We start from the raw sequence: 17,307 nt of genomic DNA on the forward strand, positions 1-17,307 counted from the left end.
GTGGGTGCTCCTTAGAAGCCTAAACTGGATAACAGGTCATCTACGTCATCCTGACCTGACACAACGTCTTCACGTTTATCGGCATGAATCTGCGGACCTTCACCCTTGGCGAGATGTTTTTGTGGATCTTTTTCAGAGAGGATCGCTTCGCGGTCATGTTCGATGCCGGCAAAACGGTCTACCTGGCCAGCCATGAGCACCAATTTGAGCAGATTGCTTTCCACTTCGGTGACCAACTGGGTCACGCGCTTGATCACCTGACCGGTGAGGTCCTGGTAATCCTGGGCCAGCAGGATGTCATTGAGGTTGCTGGCGACCGTGCGGTTTTCCTGTTCGCTGCGCGACAGGAAACCGTCAACCCGACGGGCTAACTCACGAAACTCTTCAGCCCCCACTTCACGACGCATGAAGCGGCCCCAGTCAACGCTAAGCGCCTGGGCTTCAGTGGCCATGCCATTGACCAGAGGCGTGGCGTTTTCCACCAGGTCCATGGTGCGGTTGGCCGCGGCCTCGGTCAGCCTGACCACGTAGGACAGGCGTTCGGTGGCATCAGTGATCTGCGAGATTTCTTCGGCCTGGGGCATGTGCGGGTCAATCTGAAAATTGACGATCGCACTGTGCAGCTCGCGTGTGAGCTTGCCCACTTCCTGGTACAGGCCGCGGTCACGGGTCTGGTTGAGCTCATGGATCAACTGCACCGCGTCGCCGAAATGGCCTTTTTCAAGGCTGTCGACCAACTGGTGAGCATGCTTTTTCAGGGTGGACTCGAAGTCTCCCTGTGACGATTCGTTATGCTCCATAGCTCCCCCGCGATGGCATTAGCCGTGGATGCGTTCAAAGATCTTTTCGATCTTCTCTTTCAAGGCCTGTGCAGTGAATGGCTTGACCACGTAACCGTTGACCCCGGCTTGGGCGGCTTCGATGATCTGCTCACGCTTGGCTTCGGCGGTTACCATCAACACGGGAAGACTGCGCAATTTTTCGTCGGCGCGCACGTGGCGCAACAAGTCGATGCCCGTCATGCCCGGCATGTTCCAGTCCGTTACCAGAAAGTCGATGCTCCCGCTGTTGAGGATCGGAATCGCCGTAAGGCCGTCATCCGCCTCGACCGTGTTTGTGAACCCAAGGTCACGCAACAGGTTTTTTATGATCCGCCGCATCGTTGAGAAGTCATCAACGATGAGGATTTTCATGTTCTTGTCCAATTCGACCTCCAAGCAGTCTTAAACGCGCCCAGCACCTGGACGCGCCATTTCAATCAACAGGCATTACACAAAAAGGACTGCCGGGGGCACCACGGATCGAACCCGCGATGGCCTATCACCATCGCGGTATCGCTTTGCAGTGCTCCCCACACTGCCTGTCAGCGCGCTCGCCACTCTCCCAAACGCCCCCGCAAGCGGGCTGCGCATTGGCTGTGCAACTGGCTGACACGCGATTCGCTGACCCCCAGGACCTCACCGATTTCCTTGAGGTTCAGCTCTTCGTCGTAGTACAGCGCCAACACTAACCGCTCGCGCTCGGGCAAGTTGGCAATGGCGTCCGCCAATGCGCCCTGGAAGCGTTCATCCTCCAGGTCACGTGACGGCTCCATGTGCGCGCTCGCGCCGTCCTCGTGCAACCCTTCGTGTTCGCCGTCCTGCAACAGGTCGTCGAAACTGAACAGGCGGCTGCCCAAGGTATCGTTCAAAATCCCGTAGTAATCGTCGAGACTCAATTGGAGTTCGGCCGCAACTTCGTGATCTTTAGCGTCGCGGCCGGTTTTTGCTTCAATTGCACGAATTGCGTCACTGACCATGCGCGTATTGCGGTGCACCGAACGCGGTGCCCAATCGCCTTTACGCACCTCATCGAGCATCGCGCCACGGATGCGGATGCCCGCATACGTCTCGAAACTCGCGCCTTTGCTGGCGTCGTACTTGGTCGACACTTCGAGCAAGCCGATCATGCCGGCCTGGATCAGGTCTTCGACCTGCACGCTGGCAGGCAGGCGTGCCAACAGGTGATAGGCGATACGCTTGACCAGCGGCGCATAGCGCTCAATCAACTCACCCTGACTGTCACGGGCAGACTTCTTGTAGGCGTTGTAGCCGTTCGCTGTCATAGCACCGGTCCTGCGCTCGTCTGATGTACCAATCGCTCGACGAAAAACTCCAGATGCCCCCGTGGGTTGGCGGGCAACGGCCAGGTATCGACCTTCTGGGCAATAGCCTTGAACGCCAGTGCGCATTTGGAACGAGGGAACGCTTCGTAGACTGCACGCTGCTTTTGCACAGCCTTGCGCACACACTCGTCGTAGGGAACTGCGCCGACGTATTGTAAGGCGACATCGAGAAAGCGATCCGTGACCTTGGTCAACTTGGCGAACAGGTTGCGCCCTTCCTGCGGGCTCTGGGCCATGTTGGCCAGGACGCGGAAGCGGTTCATGCCGTAGTCACGGTTAAGCAGTTTGATCAGGGCGTAGGCGTCGGTGATCGAGGTGGGTTCATCGCAGACCACCAGCAACACTTCCTGCGCGGCGCGCACGAAGCTGACCACGGACTCGCCGATCCCGGCGGCGGTGTCGATCACCAGCACGTCGAGGTTGTCGCCGATATCACTGAATGCCTGGATCAGGCCGGCATGTTGCGCCGGGCTCAGGTGCACCATGCTCTGGGTGCCGGAGGCGGCCGGCACGATGCGGATCCCACCGGGGCCCTGGAGCAGCACATCGCGCAGCTCGCAGCGCCCTTCGATCACATCGGCAAGGGTATGTTTGGGCGTCAGTCCCAGCAGAACGTCGACGTTCGCCAACCCCAGGTCAGCGTCCAGCAGCATGACGCGACGGCCAAGCTCTGCCAGGGCCAGGGACAAATTCACTGACACGTTAGTTTTCCCGACGCCACCTTTGCCGCCGGTCACCGCGATCACCTGTACGGGATGCATGCTGCCCATTTTATTTCTTTACCTTGTCTTGCTTAGACGCAGGCTACATGGCTTGGCCGCGTGAATCGCTTGCAGACCATCGATGTAGGTACATTTCACGGTGTTCATCCTGACTTCAACCGACCCGTTTTGCCGGGTTGTGGTAGAGGTCGGCGAACATATCGGCCATCGCTTCCTCGCTAGGCTCTTCTTGCATTTGCACGCTGACGGCGCGGCTGACCAACTGATGACGGCGCGGCAGATGCAGATCATCCGGGATCCGCGGCCCGTCGGTCAGGTAGGCAACCGGTAGTTCATGGCTGATAGCCAGGCTCAACACTTCGCCCAGGCTGGCGGTTTCATCCAGTTTGGTCAGGATGCAACCGGCCAGGCCGCAGCGCTTGTAGCTATGGTACGCAGCGGTAAGAACCTGTTTCTGGCTGGTGGTTGCAAGCACCAGGTAATTTTTCGACTTGATGCCACGCCCGGCCAGGCTTTCCAGCTGCATGCGCAACGCCGGGTCGCTGGCTTGCAGGCCAGCGGTGTCGATCAGCACCACGCGCTTGCGCAGCAGCGGGTCGAGGGCGTTGGCCAGGGATTGGCCCGGGTCGACGTGGGTCACCGGCACATTGAGGATGCGGCCCAGCGTCTTGAGTTGCTCCTGGGCGCCGATGCGGTAGCTGTCCATGCTCACCAGCGCGATGTTGTTCGCGCCGTACTTGAGCACATAACGCGCTGCCAGCTTGGCCAGGGTGGTGGTCTTGCCCATGCCGGCAGGGCCGACCATGGCAATGATACCGCCCTCTTCCAGGGGTTCGATTTCCGGGGTAGTGATCATCCGCGCCAAGTGGGCCAGCAACATGCGCCAGGCCTGGCGTGGTTCTTCGATTTCGGTGGTCAGGGCCAGCAGGTCGCGGGACAACGGGCCGGACAAGCCGATGCGTTGCAGGCGGCGCCACAGGTTGGCCTGTTGCGGTTTGCTGCCTTGCAGTTGCGTCCAGGCCAGCGAGCCGAGCTGCACTTCGAGCAGTTCGCGCAGGCCGTTGAGTTCAAAACGCATCGAGTCGAACACACGCTGGTCGACAGCCGCGGCCGGGGCTGGCGCGGCAGGACGCGGCGGCTCGACGAAGGTCGGCTCAACCAGCGGCTCGGCAGCGGTCAGCGGCAGGCCGGCGAACAACTGGCGGTTGGTGGTGGTATCGCTGTCGCCACGCATGCTCAGTTCAGCCTGGGCCGAGACGATGCGCGAGGCGGTCTTGCGCAGCTCGTCTTCGAGCTCCATGTTCGGCACACGGGGCGCCAGTGCCGAGGGGGTGTAATCCAGGGCAGCCGTCAGCTCGACACCACCGGCAATACGACGGTTGCCGATAATCGCGGCGTCGGCGCCCAGCTCATCACGGACCAGTTTCATGGCCTGACGCATATCGGCGGCGAAAAAACGCTTCACTTGCATAACCCACTACCCTCAGCCGTTGGGCCCTACTGTCGCGACGATAGTCACTTGCTTGTTGTCAGGAATTTCCTGATAAGCCAAAACGTGCAAATTCGGTACTGCCAGGCGTCCAAAACGCGACAACATCGCGCGGACCGGGCCTGCCACCAGCAGAATCACGGGTTGGCCCTGCATTTCCTGGCGCTGCGCGGCGTCGATCAACGAGCGCTGCAGCTTTTCAGCCATGCTTGGCTCCAGCAGAACGCCCTCTTCCTGGCCTTGTCCTGCCTTCTGAATACTATTGAGCAATATTTGTTCCAACCTTGGTTCCAAGGTGATCACAGGCAGCTCGGAGTCAAGCCCTACAATGCTTTGCACGATTGCGCGGGACAATCCGACACGCACCGCAGCCACCAGCGCGGCAGTATCTTGACTCTTGGCGGCGTTGTTGGCGATGGCCTCGGCAATGCTGCGAATGTCGCGTACCGGCACCTGTTCGGCCAGCAACGCCTGCAGCACCTTGAGCAATTGCGACAGCGACAGCACACCCGGCACCAGCTCTTCTGCCAGTTTTGGCGAGGCTTTGCCCAGCAAACCCATCAATTGCTGGACTTCCTCGTGGCCGATCAGCTCGTGGGAGTGCTTGTACAAAATCTGGTTGAGGTGGGTCGCAACCACGGTGCTGGCGTCGACCACGGTGTAGCCCAGGGATTGCGCCTGGCTGCGCTGGCTGATTTCGATCCACACCGCTTCCAGGCCAAAAGCCGGATCTTTGGCGGTAATGCCGTTGAGGCTGCCGAACACCTGGCCGGGGTTGATCGCCAACTCGCGGTCCGGGTAGATCTCGGCTTCGGCCAGGATCACGCCCATCAGGGTCAGGCGGTAGGCGCTCGGGGCCAGGTCGAGGTTGTCGCGGATGTGCACAGTGGGCATCAGGAAGCCCAGGTCCTGCGACAACTTCTTGCGCACCCCCTTGATCCGCGCGAGCAATTGGCCGCCCTGGTTGCGGTCCACCAGCGGAATCAGACGGTAGCCGACTTCCAGGCCGATCATGTCGATCGGGGTCACGTCGTCCCAGCCCAACTCCTTGGTTTCCTGGGCGCGGGCCGGGGATGGCAACAGTTCCTGCTGGCGCGCGATTTCCTGTTGGGCAATCACTTTGACCTGGTTCTGCTTCTTCCAGAACAGGTACGCGCCACCGCCGGCCAGGGCCGCCATGCTGAGGAACGAGACGTGGGGCATGCCCGGCACGATGCCCATGATCGCCATGATGCCCGCCGCCACGGCCAGGGCCTTCGGCGAGGCAAACATCTGCCGGCTGATCTGCTTGCCCATGTCTTCGGAGCCCGACGCACGGGTCACCATGATGGCCGCAGCTGTAGATAACAACAGTGATGGCAATTGCGCCACTAAACCGTCACCGATGGTCAGCAAGGCGTACACCTTGCCCGCATCGCCGAAGGTCATGCCGTGCTGGAAGATACCGACGGCGATACCGCCAATCAGGTTGATGAACAGAATCAACAGGCCGGCGATGGCGTCACCACGCACGAATTTGCTGGCACCGTCCATGGAACCATAGAACTCGGCCTCCTGGGCCACTTCCAGGCGGCGACTCTTGGCCTGGTTCTGGTCGATCAGGCCGGCGTTGAGGTCGGCGTCGATGGCCATCTGCTTGCCGGGCATGGCGTCGAGGGTAAAGCGCGCGCTCACCTCGGAGATCCGCCCGGCGCCCTTGGTCACCACCACGAAGTTGATGATCATCAAGATCGCGAAGACCACGATACCGACCACATAGTTACCGCCGATCACCACCTCACCGAACGCCTGGATCACCTTACCGGCGGCGGCGTGGCCGTCCTGGCCGTGGAGCATCACCACGCGGGTGGAGGCCACGTTCAGCGCCAGTCGCAGCAGGGTTGCCACCAGCAGGATGGTCGGGAACACCGCAAAATCCAGCGGCCGCAAGGCGTACACGCAGACCAGCAGGACCACGACGGAGAGGGCAATGTTGAAAGTGAAGAACACGTCCAGCAGGAACGGTGGCATCGGCAACATCATCATTGCCAGCATCACCAGCAACAACAACGGCACACCCAGATTGCCTCGCGAGAGGTCAGTCAGGGTCGTACGGGCCGTGCCGAGCATTTGAGAGCGATCCACCACCGGTATTCCTCGTTTCCTTGAAGCAAACTTTTGACGCCGGGAGGCGTCCTGAAGGCGGTATTGCAAGAAGCCTTCCAACTTTGCCTTTGAGGGTGTGGATCGCCACGGTCGCCCGAGATACTGCGGATGCAAGAAATCCAAATGTGGGAGGGGGCTTGCCCCCGATGGCGGTGTATCAGCCACCGGCTCCTGGCCTGAAACACTGCAATCGGGGGCAAGCCCCCTCCCACCTTTGAGCCTTTAAATAGGTTTTATATTCTCGGCTTGCAGACCTTTTGGTCCTTGTGCTGTCTCATATTCCACTTTTTGGCCTTCATTCAGGCTTTTGTATCCATCCGTCCTAATTGCCGAGTAATGGGCAAAAACATCCGCACTCCCATCATCCGGGGTAATAAAACCAAAGCCCTTCTCCGCGTTGAACCACTTCACCGTACCCGTCGCCATCGCCGTTCTCCGTACACTTCAATTAAGGACCTGCACCGGTTTCGTCAGATCAGTTTGATGTCGCATGCATAGATGCCATCGGGCCGATGAATCATCCGAAACGACACTTTCTGGCCCTGCGAAAGCCTGCGCCCATCCGAGCTGAGCAGATCTACTGGCACCTCATCCCCACCACCATCCGGCGCAATAGAGCCTCTATCGGTCTGCGGGTCATAAAATTTGACTCTGCCTGTAAACAACTGCATCACCTCACTTCCTGCATCTTATTGCGCAGTGCCTGAAGGCTATAAAACAGCGAGAAGGTGATACTGGCTACTGTCAAAGTTGACAGGTAGACGGAGATTGGCGATCAGTGGTAGTCGAAGAAATCAGGAATCGCGCCGCAATTCCGGAGGGATCGGCAGGTCTTTGAGCGGATCCGGGCGTTTGCCCTTCCCTGCGCGGTACTGGCGAATCTGATAGACATACGCCAGTACTTGGGCCACCGCCAGGTACAACCCGGCCGGGATTTCCTGGTCGAGGTCGGTGGAGTAGAAGATCGACCGCGCCAGTTCCGGGGATTCGAGCAACAGGATGTCGTTGGCGACGGCGATTTCGCGGATTTTCAAGGCCGTGAAGTCGCTGCCCTTGGCCAGCAGCATCGGCGCGCCGCCCTTCTCCGGGTCGTACTTGAGGGCCACGGCGTAGTGCGTCGGGTTGGTGATGACCACATCGGCGTCGGGCACCGCGCCCATCATCTTGCGCTGGGACATTTCCCGCTGCAGTTGGCGGATGCGTTGCTTGACCTCGGGCCGGCCTTCCTGGTCCTTGTGTTCGTCGCGCACTTCCTGCTTGGTCATCAGCAGTTTCTTGTGGCTTTCCCACAGCTGGATCGGCGCATCCACGGCCGCAATGATGATCAGCCCGGCGGCCATCCACAGCGCGCTCCAGCCGACCACCTGCACGCTGTGGATGATCGCCGACTCCAGCGGTTCATGGGCGATGCGCAGCAGGTCGTCGATGTCGGACGACAATACCATCAGCGCTACAAAGAGAATCAGGATGAACTTGGCCAGGGCCTTGAGCAGCTCCACCAGGGCCTTGGCGGAGAACATGCGTTTGAGGCCCGCCGCCGGGTTCATGCGACTGAATTTGGGCGCCATGCTGCCCGCGGCGAACAGCCAACCACCGAGGGCGACCGGGCCGATCAACGCAGCCAGCAGCAAAGTGATCAGGATCGGCTGCACCGCCAGGATCGCGATCTTGCCCGAGTGCAGCAGGTATTGCCCCATGGCATCAGGATTGAGCAACACTTCGCGGGGCAAGGTGAAGTTGTGCTTCATCAACTCCAGCAGATCCAGCGCCAGGCCACCGCCGTAGATCAGCAGGGCGCCGGCACCGGCCATCATGGTGGCGACGGTATTGAGTTCTTTGGAGCGCGCAATCTCGCCCTTTTCCCTGGAGTCCTTTTTACGTTTCTCCGTGGGGTCTTCTGTTTTGTCCTGACCACTCTCGCTCTCGGCCATGGCTCAGCGCGCCCGTGCCAGATCACGTAAGAACTGCAAGGCGTCGGTCGCCAGCGGTTGATACTGATTGAGAATGTCGGCCAGGCCGACCCAGAAAATCCCCATGCCCAATACCAGGGTCAACGGGAAACCAATCGAAAAGATGTTCAACTGCGGCGCCGCACGGGTCATCACGCCAAACGCGATGTTGACCACCAACAACGCAGTGATCGCCGGCAGCACCAGCAACAACGACGCGCCCAACACCCAACCGAGGCGCCCGACCGTTTCCCAGAAGTGATTGACGACCAAGCCGGAACCCACCGGCAAGGTGGTGAAGCTTTCGGTCAGCACCTCGAACGCCACCAGGTGCCCGTTCATGGCCAGGAACAGCAAGGTCACCAGCATCGTCAGGAATTGCCCGATCACCGCCGCCGACACGCCGTTGGTGGGGTCGACCATGGAAGCGAAGCCCATGCCCATCTGGATCGAGATGATTTGCCCGGCAATCACAAACGCCTGGAAGAACAGTTGCAGGGAGAAGCCCAGCATGGCGCCGATCAGGACTTGTTCGGCGATCAGCATCAGGGCACTCAGGTCCAGGGCGTTCAACGGCGGCATGGGCGGCAAGCCCGGCACCAGCACCACCGTGATCGCCACGGCGAAATACAGGCGCACACGACGCGGCACCAGGGTCGTGCCGAACACCGGCATGGCCATCAACATGGCCGTCACGCGGAACAACGGCAGGATGAACGAAGCCACCCAGGTGCTGATCTGGGTGTCGGTCAATGCCAGCAGGGAGTTCACCCGATCAGCCGATCAAGTGCGGAATACTGCCGTACAGCTGCAGGATGTATTCCATAAAGGTTTGCACCAGCCACGGGCCAGCGACGATCAGGGTGACCAGCATCACCAGCAAGCGCGGCAGGAAGCTCAGGGTCTGTTCGTTGATCTGCGTGGCGGCCTGGAACATCGCCACCAGCAGGCCCACCAACAGGCTCGGCACCACCAGCACGGCGACCATCACGGTGGTCAGCCACAGCGCTTCACGGAACAGGTCGACGGCAACTTCTGGAGTCATCGACCTATACCCCGCCGAAGCTGCCGGCCAGGGTGCCGATAATCAGCGCCCAGCCGTCCACCAGCACAAACAGCATGATCTTGAACGGCAACGAGATGATCAGCGGCGACAGCATCATCATACCCATGGCCATCAGCACGCTCGCCACCACCAGGTCGATGATCAGGAACGGAATAAAGATCATGAAGCCGATCTGGAACGCAGTCTTCAACTCAGACGTCACGAAGGCCGGCACCAGGATCGTCAGCGGCGCCTGATCCGGCGTGGCGATGTCAGTGCGCTTGGACAGGCGCATGAACAGCTCCAGGTCGCTGGAGCGGGTCTGCGACAGCATGAAATCCTTGATCGGCACCTGGGCCCGATCAATCGCCACCTGGGCGGTAATGGTTTCCGCCAGATAGGGCTGCAGGGCTTGCTGGTTCACCTTGTCGAACACCGGCGCCATGATGAACATGGTCAGGAACAACGCCATGCCGGTGAGAATCTGGTTCGACGGCGTCTGCTGCAAGCCAAGGGCCTGACGCAGGATCGAGAACACGATGATGATCCGTGTGAAGCTGGTCATCAGCATCACAAACGCCGGGATAAAGCTCAGCGCGGTCATGATCAGCAGGATCTGCAGGCTGACCGAATATTCCTGGGCCCCGGACGCGTTGGTACCCAGCGTGATCGCCGGGATCGACAACGGGTCGGCGGCCATCGCCAACGGCGCAGCCAGCAACAGCATGAGCGTCAATAAAACGCGCATTACTTCGTATCCTTCTGATCCTTGCCCAGCAATTCCATCAGGCGCTGAGCGAATTCGGGCGTGGCGGGCTTGGACTGATCCACGTTCACCGGGGTCTTGAGCACATGCAGCGGGGTGATGCGGCCAGGGGTCAGGCCCAACAGGATCTGTTCTTCACCCACTTGCACCAGCACCAGTCGATCACGCGGGCCGAGGGCGCGGGAGCCGATCATCTCGATCACCTGCGCGTTGCCCGGACCGACCTGCTGCACGCGGCGCAACAGCCAGGCCAGCACAAAGATCAGGCCCACCACCAGCAACAGACCCAGCACCAGCTGGGTCAACTGGCCACCGAGGCCGCTGCCGACCGGCGCCGCAGCGACGGCCGCCTGAGCCACCGGTTCTGCCGCCCAGGCGCTCAATGGCAGCGCGACCCAGAGTCCCACCATCAGCCGCTTCATATCAGCGCAACTTCTTGATGCGTTCGCTCGGGCTGATCACGTCCGTCAGGCGGATGCCGAACTTCTCGTTGACCACCACCACTTCACCGTGGGCAATCAGGGTGCCGTTGACCAGCACGTCCAATGGCTCACCGGCCAGGCGATCCAACTCGATCACCGAGCCCTGGTTGAGCTGCAGCAGGTTGCGGATATTGATGTCGGTGCTGCCCACTTCCATGGAAATCGACACCGGGATGTCGAGGATCACGTCCAGGTTCGGCCCATCAAGGGTCACCGGGTCGTTGTTCTTCGGCACGCTGCCGAATTCTTCCATTTGCATGCGGTTTCCTGCGGGTGCGGTGGCGGCATCGGCGGCCAGCAAGGCGTCGATATCGTCCTGGCCCACATCGCCGGTTTCTTCCAGGGCCGCAGCCCATTCGTCAGCCAGGGCCTGGTCTTCGGCGGAAGTGTTTTCGTGTTCGGTAGCCATTGCATGTCCTCGGCGAAGCAAAAATGAGTGTTGATCAGCGACGATTGATCGGCTCGACCACTTGAAGAGCCAGGTTGCCCTTGTGGGAACCCAGCTTGACCTTGAACGACGGCACGCCGTTGGCGCGCATGATCATTTCTTCCGGCAACTCGACGGGGATGATGTCCCCCGGCTGCATGTGCAAAATATCCCGCAAGCGCAGTTGGCGACGGGCCACGGTGGCGCTCAAGGGCACGTCGACGTCCAGCAGGTCTTCGCGCAGGGCCTTGACCCAACGTTCGTCCTGATCGTCCAGGTCGGACTGGAAACCGGCGTCGAGCATCTCGCGCACCGGCTCGATCATCGAGTACGGCATGGTCACGTGCAGGTCGCCGCCGCCGCCATCGAGTTCGATGTGGAACGTGGACACCACAATGGCCTCGCTCGGCCCGACGATGTTGGCCATGGCCGGGTTTACTTCCGAGTTGATGTACTCGAAATTGACTTCCATGATGGCCTGCCAGGCTTCCTTCAAGTCGATGAAGGCCTGCTCCAGCACCATGCGTACGACGCGCAACTCGGTAGGGGTGAATTCGCGGCCTTCGATCTTGGCGTGACGGCCGTCACCGCCGAAGAAGTTGTCCACCAGCTTGAACACCAGTTTGGCGTCGAGGATGAACAGCGCGGTGCCGCGCAACGGCTTGATCTTGACAAGGTTGAGGCTGGTCGGCACGTACAGCGAGTGCACGTACTCGCCGAACTTCATCACCTGCACGCCGCCCACCGCTACGTCCGCCGAGCGGCGCAGCATGTTGAACATGCTGATCCGGGTGTAACGGGCGAAACGTTCGTTGATCATCTCCAGCGTCGGCATGCGTCCACGGACGATGCGATCCTGGCTGGTCAGGTCATAACTTTTGACGCTGCCGGGCTCGGCAGCCATTTCGGTCTGTACCAGACCATCGTCGACGCCATGCAACAGCGCGTCGATTTCATCCTGGGACAGCAGGTCTTGCACGGCCATGTCGTGATCCTACTGCAATACGAAGTTAGTGAAGAGCGCCTGCTCGACCACGACTTTGCCGAGCTCTTTCTGGGCCACTTCCTGCACGCTGGCAGTGACCTTCTGGCGCAGCATTTCCTGGCCCACCGGGGTGGCCAGGGTGTCGAAGCTCTGCCCGGAGAACAGCATCACCAGGTTGTTGCGGATCACCGGCATATGCACTTTGAGGGATTCAAGGTCGCCTTTGTCGCGCGCCAGCAAGGTGATGCTCACCTGGAGGTAGCGCTGACGACCGTTCTGATTGAAGTTGGCGACAAAGGCCGGAAGCATCGGCTCGAAGATTGCCGGTTGCTTGACGTTACTGGCGGTTTCAGCGGCGGGTGCCGGTTTGCTTGCACTGCTGTGCATGATGTACCAGGTGCCGCCCACGGAGGCGCCGATGGCCAGGAGCAGGCCCACGACTATCATCAGGATAAGCTTGAGCTTGCCTTTGCCTGCGGGTGCTTTTGCTGCGTCTTCGCTCTTCGCCATGCCAATAATCCGTCACTATTCGGGGATTCATAGATCTACGGAAAGGCAAGAGCAAGTGTTATGCCAGAGTTGTCCGGGCAAGCGGGGATGAAGGGCACCACAAAACAAATGTGGGAGGGGGCTTGCCCCCGATGAGGTGTTTCAGTTCATACATCAGTTGACTGACACACCGCTATCGGGGGCAAGCCCCCTCCCACATTTTGACCCATGCCAGGCTCAGGTCAGGCGTAGTAATCGACGGCGCTGGAGCCGACCACCGTAGACGTCACGGGCGCTACCGCTTCAGCCACATCAAGGTGGCTGCCGCTGTCACCGCTGTCACCACCGCGCCCAGCGCGACTCACGCCACCGGTCTGGGCCTGCTGTTGCTGCTGCTCCTGACCACGGGACTGGTCGGACACATTGACGTCCACCTGCCCCATGCCCTGTTGCGCAAACATCTCCCGCAGGCGGCCCGACTGGCTTTCCAGCGCCTCACGCACCACCGGATGAGCACTCATGAAATTGACCTGGGCCTGCTGATCGGCGGTCATGTTGACCTTGATATCCAGGCGACCGAGTTCAGCCGGCTGCAACTGGATCTCCGCCGACTTGAGGTTGGCGCTGGACAGGTACATCACCCGATTGACGATCTCGTCAGTCCAGCCGCTCTGGTGCATGGCCAGTGGCGCATTCGTCGTCGGCGGCAAGGCGTTGGCCGTTCTCGGCGTGGCCGCCTGGGTCAGCGCCGCCAAGCGATTGGCGAAGTCATCGACACGGGTGTCGCTGCTGGCGTTTTTCAGGTCTTTGAGGCCGCCTTCGATCAAGCCGCTGAAGGCTTTGTCGCCGCCTTGGTCAGTGCTGTCTTTGGTGGCTTGCTCGTCGACCATCGTGGCCAGCCCGGCAGCAAAGTTCTGCGCGGCGGTTGGCTGGTCCTGGGTGGTCGTCGGCGCAGTCTTGGCCTGCGTCTGGCTGCTGGCCGACACATGCCCGCCCTGCTCCATCGCCAGGCGCAGGGTCGGCAGCGCGTCGAGGGGATCGGCCTCGGGGTCGAACACCGGCTTGGCTTCTTCGCTCGCCGCAATTGGCGCTGCGCTCACGGGCTGAGCCTTGGTGTCGGCTGCGTCAGCGACAGGGGCCGGGACTACCACCGGAACGGGCACGGCCACCGGGGTGACAGCGGCAATCAACGCCGGGTCGACAACCGGATCAACGGCGGGCTGTTGCACCACCAGCGTCGGGTCAGCCGGCGCCTCCTCATCCGCGCTCGCGCTGGCGCTGTCGTCGGACGCGACTGGCGGCTTGGCAGGCAAGGTATTGCCGCTATCGGCAACGGCGGGCGTACTGGCGGCAGGCTTGTCGCTGCCGGTCGCCGATTTGGCGGCGGCATCGGCAGGCTTGTCCCGCGCTGGTTTGACCGAGTTGTCGTCGGCCTTGACCGGGGCTTTCGTGCCTTGGTTGGCGAACACTTGAGCGAAGCCAGGGCCCTTGTCCCGTGGGTCCGCGGCCGTGACCAGTGCATTAGCGGCAGGCGCTTGCGGCTTGGCCGCAGGAGCAGCCTGAAGAAGCGAATTAGGGGCGACTGGCATAAGTAAAGGTCTCCACTGCATGGGGATCGGGGATGCAGTATCAGGAGATATAGCAAGAGTTGGGCCAGGTTTGCGGGATGCGCTGTGCAATGGGTGCATAGCCGGTGCCTGGCCAATGGCACGCTCGATCAAACCCCGGCAAACCGCTCCCGTTCATGCTCATACAACGGCCGAACCAACTCAAACTCCCGATCAATCTGATCCACCAAGCCCCCCAGGTCCGAAGCAGCCTCAACAGACTCAGCCTCCAGCAACTGACACAACTGCGCCAAACGCACCGCCCCAAGGTTGCCACTGCTGCCCTTGAAACTGTGCGCAATCTGCCCCAGCGCCTTGGCATCATCCCGCGCCTGGCGCAGCGCCTCGACGCGTTTGCGGGAGTCGTCCAGAAAGGTTTCAAGCAGCTTGGGATAGTCGCCTTCCATCACCTCCTGCAAACCCGACAACACATCCGGGTCCATATGAATCTCTGCCACTTGCTCGCTCCCTGATCAAGAATCGGCGGATTATGCCAGAGCCCCCCAGCAAAACTCCACGCAGACACTGCGCCCACCGTCGGACCAGCGTACCTCGCTACTCAGCTGGCGCACCAGGCTCAGGCCCCGACCAGACAGACGGTCCACGTCCAGCGGCCGCGCCAGTACCCGTTCCACGTCGAAGCCCGGCCCGCTGTCTTCCAGGCGCAGGGTCATTTTGCCGCCCATCGGGGTGGGTACCACTTGCACATGTACCCGCACGTAACCGCTGTTCAACTGCGCCAGACGGTCGTTGCGCTGGCGATAATATTCGGCGAAACCCTGGGCATCGCACTTGAGCCGCGAATCCAGCCCGAGCACGCCGTGCTCCAGGGCATTGGAATACAACTCGGCCATCACGCTGTAGAGCGCCCCGCTCTGCTCGCGCAGGCCGTGGATTTCCAGCAGCAGCTGCAGCAGATAAGGCAAAGGGTTGTAGCGCTTGAGGGTCTCGGCACGGAATTCGAAGCTGACCGACCAATCCAGCGGGCACGATTGGCCACTGTCGGCATACAACGGCCCGGTGGCACGCAGTGACTGGCCGGCCCGCAGGGTGATTTCCACCATGCTCACGTCATCCCGCGCCTCACCGCGAAACGCCGCCAGGGCCTCTTCGATATCCTCGAACAGGCGATTGGGCTCGCGATTGGCCGCGAAGACCTGCTGCAAACGCTCGGCGCCGAACAGTTGATCGTGGGCATCGGCGGTATCCAGCACGCCGTCGGACAGCAAAAACACCCGGTCGCCCAAGGCCATGGGCCACACCTCGGTGCGGTCATCAAAGGCTTGCGCCGACAGCACCCCCAACGGCAAATGCCGCGATTGCAGCGGCGTGCGCTTGCCGCTGGCGACGTCATGCACATAACCGTCGGGCATACCGCCGTTCCACACCTCCAACGCACGCCGCTCGGTACTCAGGCACAACAGCGTGGCGCAGCAGAACATGTCCACCGGCAGGATGCGCTTGAGCTTGGCATTCATCTCCCGCAGGATCTGAGACAGGCCATAGCCCTTGGCAGTCATGCCGTAGAACACTTCCGCCAGGGGCATCGCGCCCACTGCCGCCGGCAGGCCGTGGCCAGTGAAATCGCCGAGCAGCACGTGCATGTCGCCCGACGGCGTGTAGGCCGCCAGCAGCAGGTCGCCATTGAACAGCGCATAGGGCGATTGCAGGTAGCGGATGTTCGGGGCGGCGTTGATGCAGCCGGAGTGGGCGACCTTGTCGAACACCGCCTTGGCCACCCGCTGCTCATGCAGCAGATAGTCATGGTGCCTGGCGATCAGGTCACGCTGTTGCAACACCGTGGCTTGCAGGCGGCGCAGGCGGTCCATCGCGTTGATCTTGGCCGCCAGGATCAGTTGGTTATAGGGCTTGGGCAGGAAGTCATCACCGCCGGCATCCAGGCAATCGGCCAGGGCGGCGCTATCGCGCAGGGAGGTGAGGAAAATGATGGGGACCAATTCCTCCCCCGCCAGTTGCTTGATCCACCGCGCGGCGCCGTAGCCATCCATCACCGGCATCAAGGCATCCATCAGCACCAGTTGCGGACGCTCGCGGGCAAAGAGCTCGACAGCTTCTTCGCCGTTGGTGGCGGTAAGCACCTGATGCCCCTGGCGCCGCACAATGGTCGACAGCAGCAGAAGATCGGTCGCATTGTCATCGGCGATCAAGATCGTCAGCGCCTCAACCGCAGGGGCCAGGGTGCTCAATTGATGTCGAACAGCTTGTCGAAGTTGGAGATGGCGAGGATCTTGCGCACGTCGGAGTTGCTGTTGATCACCTCGACTTGCGCATCGTCCCCACCCGCGTGATCGCGCAGCAGCAGGAGCATGCCCAGGGCCGAACTGTCCATATACGTGGTGTCTTTCAGGTCGACCACATAGGACTCAGGCACTTTGTAGAAACGCTCGTAGGACTCACGAAAGCCCTGATGACTGCCGAAATCAAACCGGCCCTTGATTGCAATCGTCAACTTCTTCCCATCCAGGGATACTTCTGACTCGATTGACATACGACGGCTTCCTTGTCATTGGCGATATGCAACAAGGTTTAGCAGGTGATGGGGCTGTGGGCAACTTCTCGCCAAGATCAATACACATCTTTACGCGGCATGCGCTGGGACAACTCATCCAGCAGCTTCTGCTCGCGCTTGTCTTCGAGGGCCCGCGCCTCATCGATATAGCGCTGCACCAGCTTGCGCAAGCCTTCGACTCGCGCAAACGCCTCCTGCCAACTTTCGCGGGCTTTATCGAGGTTGTTCTGGTGCCAGGCCAGGCTCTGGCGCTGTTGGCCGACGGCGGTTTCCAGTTGATTGAGAAAGCCCTGGTAGCCCATCAGCCATTGGCCCGAAACGCCCTTGGTGCCGCGCTCGATCCATTGTTGCTGGTACTCGCCGCGAAAGCGCTCCAGGTCGCCCAGCTTGCTTTCCGCCAGGCGAACCTGGCCCTGGAAATAACCCAGGCGCTGCACGGCGGTTTTTTCGGCCTTTTCGGCCATGTCCACCACCGGGGCCAGGCGCGCGGCGCGGCTGTTGGCCATG

At 61.0% G+C, this 17,307-nt stretch carries 21 protein-coding genes; all 21 read right to left on the reverse strand.

Translation table 11 applies throughout. From position 1 onward, the window contains the following. Positions 1-11: 11 nt before the first annotated feature. The 21 genes from NDJ82_RS03050 to fliJ all read right to left on the reverse strand — a co-directional run bounded on the left by NDJ82_RS03050 (position 12) and on the right by fliJ (position 17,306). Positions 12-800 (reverse strand): protein phosphatase CheZ, encoded by a 789-nt coding sequence (locus NDJ82_RS03050; RefSeq protein WP_099584138.1) that lies wholly within the window; start codon positions 798-800, stop codon positions 12-14. A gap of 18 nt (positions 801-818) precedes the next feature. Further along, the gene (locus NDJ82_RS03055) at positions 819-1,193 is read right to left on the reverse strand and encodes a chemotaxis response regulator CheY (protein ID WP_160385018.1); all 375 of its coding nucleotides are present in this window, start codon (positions 1,191-1,193) and stop codon (positions 819-821) included. Between the two features lie 170 nt (positions 1,194-1,363). Further along, positions 1,364-2,104 (reverse strand): RNA polymerase sigma factor FliA, encoded by a 741-nt coding sequence (fliA, locus tag NDJ82_RS03060; RefSeq protein ID WP_015885174.1) that lies wholly within the window; start codon positions 2,102-2,104, stop codon positions 1,364-1,366. After that, positions 2,101-2,934, reverse strand: a complete 834-nt coding sequence (gene fleN / locus NDJ82_RS03065; RefSeq protein ID WP_003192912.1) for a flagellar synthesis regulator FleN — start codon at positions 2,932-2,934, stop codon at positions 2,101-2,103. The genes fliA and fleN overlap by 4 nt, the downstream gene beginning before the upstream one ends. A 106-nt stretch (positions 2,935-3,040) precedes the next feature. Further along, positions 3,041-4,357, reverse strand: a complete 1,317-nt coding sequence (gene flhF, locus NDJ82_RS03070; protein WP_099584137.1) for a flagellar biosynthesis GTPase FlhF — start codon at positions 4,355-4,357, stop codon at positions 3,041-3,043. Between the two features lie 12 nt (positions 4,358-4,369). Next, the gene (flhA, locus tag NDJ82_RS03075) at positions 4,370-6,484 is read right to left on the reverse strand and encodes a flagellar biosynthesis protein FlhA (protein ID WP_178117141.1); all 2,115 of its coding nucleotides are present in this window, start codon (positions 6,482-6,484) and stop codon (positions 4,370-4,372) included. Positions 6,485-6,742: 258 nt separating this feature from the next. Beyond that, complete coding sequence (locus NDJ82_RS03080; protein WP_191959176.1) at positions 6,743-6,946, reverse strand: cold-shock protein; 204 nt, start codon at positions 6,944-6,946, stop codon at positions 6,743-6,745. A gap of 44 nt (positions 6,947-6,990) precedes the next feature. Beyond that, on the reverse strand, positions 6,991-7,191 hold the full coding sequence (locus NDJ82_RS03085) for a cold-shock protein (protein ID WP_191959175.1): 201 nt from the start codon (positions 7,189-7,191) through the stop codon (positions 6,991-6,993). Positions 7,192-7,314: 123 nt separating this feature from the next. Next, positions 7,315-8,451, reverse strand: coding sequence for a flagellar biosynthesis protein FlhB (gene flhB, locus NDJ82_RS03090; protein WP_099584134.1), 1,137 nt, complete (start codon positions 8,449-8,451; stop codon positions 7,315-7,317). A gap of 3 nt (positions 8,452-8,454) precedes the next feature. Next, entirely contained in the window at positions 8,455-9,240 is a 786-nt protein-coding gene (gene fliR / locus NDJ82_RS03095) for a flagellar biosynthetic protein FliR (protein WP_250924916.1), read from the reverse strand. A 4-nt stretch (positions 9,241-9,244) separates the two neighbouring features. Further along, positions 9,245-9,514, reverse strand: coding sequence for a flagellar biosynthesis protein FliQ (gene fliQ, locus NDJ82_RS03100; protein WP_099584132.1), 270 nt, complete (start codon positions 9,512-9,514; stop codon positions 9,245-9,247). 4 nt (positions 9,515-9,518) lie between these two features. After that, on the reverse strand, positions 9,519-10,262 hold the full coding sequence (gene fliP, locus NDJ82_RS03105) for a flagellar type III secretion system pore protein FliP (protein ID WP_099584131.1): 744 nt from the start codon (positions 10,260-10,262) through the stop codon (positions 9,519-9,521). After that, positions 10,262-10,702 carry a flagellar biosynthetic protein FliO gene (gene fliO / locus NDJ82_RS03110; RefSeq protein WP_158876878.1) on the reverse strand — a complete coding sequence of 147 codons (441 nt, stop codon included), beginning with the start codon at positions 10,700-10,702 and terminating at the stop codon, positions 10,262-10,264. Before fliO ends, fliP begins: the two co-directional genes overlap by 1 nt. Before the next feature lies 1 nt (position 10,703). Beyond that, positions 10,704-11,171, reverse strand: a complete 468-nt coding sequence (fliN, locus tag NDJ82_RS03115; RefSeq protein WP_099584129.1) for a flagellar motor switch protein FliN — start codon at positions 11,169-11,171, stop codon at positions 10,704-10,706. Between the two features lie 34 nt (positions 11,172-11,205). Then, entirely contained in the window at positions 11,206-12,174 is a 969-nt protein-coding gene (gene fliM / locus NDJ82_RS03120; RefSeq protein WP_010208755.1) for a flagellar motor switch protein FliM, read from the reverse strand. A gap of 9 nt (positions 12,175-12,183) precedes the next feature. Next, the gene (gene fliL / locus NDJ82_RS03125; RefSeq protein WP_099584128.1) at positions 12,184-12,684 is read right to left on the reverse strand and encodes a flagellar basal body-associated protein FliL; all 501 of its coding nucleotides are present in this window, start codon (positions 12,682-12,684) and stop codon (positions 12,184-12,186) included. A gap of 221 nt (positions 12,685-12,905) precedes the next feature. After that, complete coding sequence (locus NDJ82_RS03130; RefSeq protein ID WP_250924917.1) at positions 12,906-14,252, reverse strand: flagellar hook-length control protein FliK; 1,347 nt, start codon at positions 14,250-14,252, stop codon at positions 12,906-12,908. A 128-nt stretch (positions 14,253-14,380) separates the two neighbouring features. After that, positions 14,381-14,728: an Hpt domain-containing protein gene (locus tag NDJ82_RS03135; RefSeq protein ID WP_099584126.1), complete on the reverse strand. Its 348-nt coding sequence runs from the start codon at positions 14,726-14,728 to the stop codon at positions 14,381-14,383. 30 nt (positions 14,729-14,758) lie between these two features. Beyond that, positions 14,759-16,477: an ATP-binding SpoIIE family protein phosphatase gene (locus NDJ82_RS03140; RefSeq protein ID WP_250924918.1), complete on the reverse strand. Its 1,719-nt coding sequence runs from the start codon at positions 16,475-16,477 to the stop codon at positions 14,759-14,761. Next, positions 16,474-16,779 carry an STAS domain-containing protein gene (locus tag NDJ82_RS03145; protein ID WP_191946573.1) on the reverse strand — a complete coding sequence of 102 codons (306 nt, stop codon included), beginning with the start codon at positions 16,777-16,779 and terminating at the stop codon, positions 16,474-16,476. The genes NDJ82_RS03140 and NDJ82_RS03145 overlap by 4 nt, the downstream gene beginning before the upstream one ends. A 77-nt stretch (positions 16,780-16,856) precedes the next feature. Beyond that, positions 16,857-17,306 carry a flagellar export protein FliJ gene (gene fliJ, locus NDJ82_RS03150; protein ID WP_099584123.1) on the reverse strand — a complete coding sequence of 150 codons (450 nt, stop codon included), beginning with the start codon at positions 17,304-17,306 and terminating at the stop codon, positions 16,857-16,859. Between the last annotated feature and the right edge of the window lies 1 nt (position 17,307).

The organism is Pseudomonas sp. SR18 (assembly GCF_023701505.1).
In the GTDB taxonomy this organism is placed as follows: Bacteria; Pseudomonadota; Gammaproteobacteria; order Pseudomonadales; family Pseudomonadaceae; genus Aquipseudomonas; species Aquipseudomonas cyclaminis.

Excerpts from the sequence above, each read along its gene's own strand:
- NDJ82_RS03050 (WP_099584138.1), bottom strand. The coding sequence starts at position 800 with ATGGAGCATAACGAATCGTCACAGGGAGACTTCGAGTCCACCCTGAAA.
- flhB (WP_099584134.1), bottom strand. The coding sequence starts at position 8,451 with ATGGCCGAGAGCGAGAGTGGTCAGGACAAAACAGAAGACCCCACGGAG.
- fleN (WP_003192912.1), bottom strand. The coding sequence starts at position 2,934 with ATGGGCAGCATGCATCCCGTACAGGTGATCGCGGTGACCGGCGGCAAA.
- fliN (WP_099584129.1), bottom strand. The coding sequence starts at position 11,171 with ATGGCTACCGAACACGAAAACACTTCCGCCGAAGACCAGGCCCTGGCT.
- NDJ82_RS03055 (WP_160385018.1), bottom strand. The coding sequence starts at position 1,193 with ATGAAAATCCTCATCGTTGATGACTTCTCAACGATGCGGCGGATCATA.
- fliJ (WP_099584123.1), bottom strand. The coding sequence starts at position 17,306 with ATGGCCAACAGCCGCGCCGCGCGCCTGGCCCCGGTGGTGGACATGGCC.
- fliA (WP_015885174.1), bottom strand. The coding sequence starts at position 2,104 with ATGACAGCGAACGGCTACAACGCCTACAAGAAGTCTGCCCGTGACAGT.
- fliP (WP_099584131.1), bottom strand. The coding sequence starts at position 10,262 with ATGCGCGTTTTATTGACGCTCATGCTGTTGCTGGCTGCGCCGTTGGCG.
- NDJ82_RS03085 (WP_191959175.1), bottom strand. The coding sequence starts at position 7,191 with ATGCAGTTGTTTACAGGCAGAGTCAAATTTTATGACCCGCAGACCGAT.
- NDJ82_RS03080 (WP_191959176.1), bottom strand. The coding sequence starts at position 6,946 with ATGGCGACGGGTACGGTGAAGTGGTTCAACGCGGAGAAGGGCTTTGGT.
- flhA (WP_178117141.1), bottom strand. The coding sequence starts at position 6,484 with ATGCTCGGCACGGCCCGTACGACCCTGACTGACCTCTCGCGAGGCAAT.
- fliQ (WP_099584132.1), bottom strand. The coding sequence starts at position 9,514 with ATGACTCCAGAAGTTGCCGTCGACCTGTTCCGTGAAGCGCTGTGGCTG.
- fliL (WP_099584128.1), bottom strand. The coding sequence starts at position 12,684 with ATGGCGAAGAGCGAAGACGCAGCAAAAGCACCCGCAGGCAAAGGCAAG.
- fliO (WP_158876878.1), bottom strand. The coding sequence starts at position 10,702 with ATGAAGCGGCTGATGGTGGGACTCTGGGTCGCGCTGCCATTGAGCGCC.
- NDJ82_RS03130 (WP_250924917.1), bottom strand. The coding sequence starts at position 14,252 with ATGCCAGTCGCCCCTAATTCGCTTCTTCAGGCTGCTCCTGCGGCCAAG.
- NDJ82_RS03145 (WP_191946573.1), bottom strand. The coding sequence starts at position 16,779 with ATGTCAATCGAGTCAGAAGTATCCCTGGATGGGAAGAAGTTGACGATT.
- fliM (WP_010208755.1), bottom strand. The coding sequence starts at position 12,174 with ATGGCCGTGCAAGACCTGCTGTCCCAGGATGAAATCGACGCGCTGTTG.
- flhF (WP_099584137.1), bottom strand. The coding sequence starts at position 4,357 with ATGCAAGTGAAGCGTTTTTTCGCCGCCGATATGCGTCAGGCCATGAAA.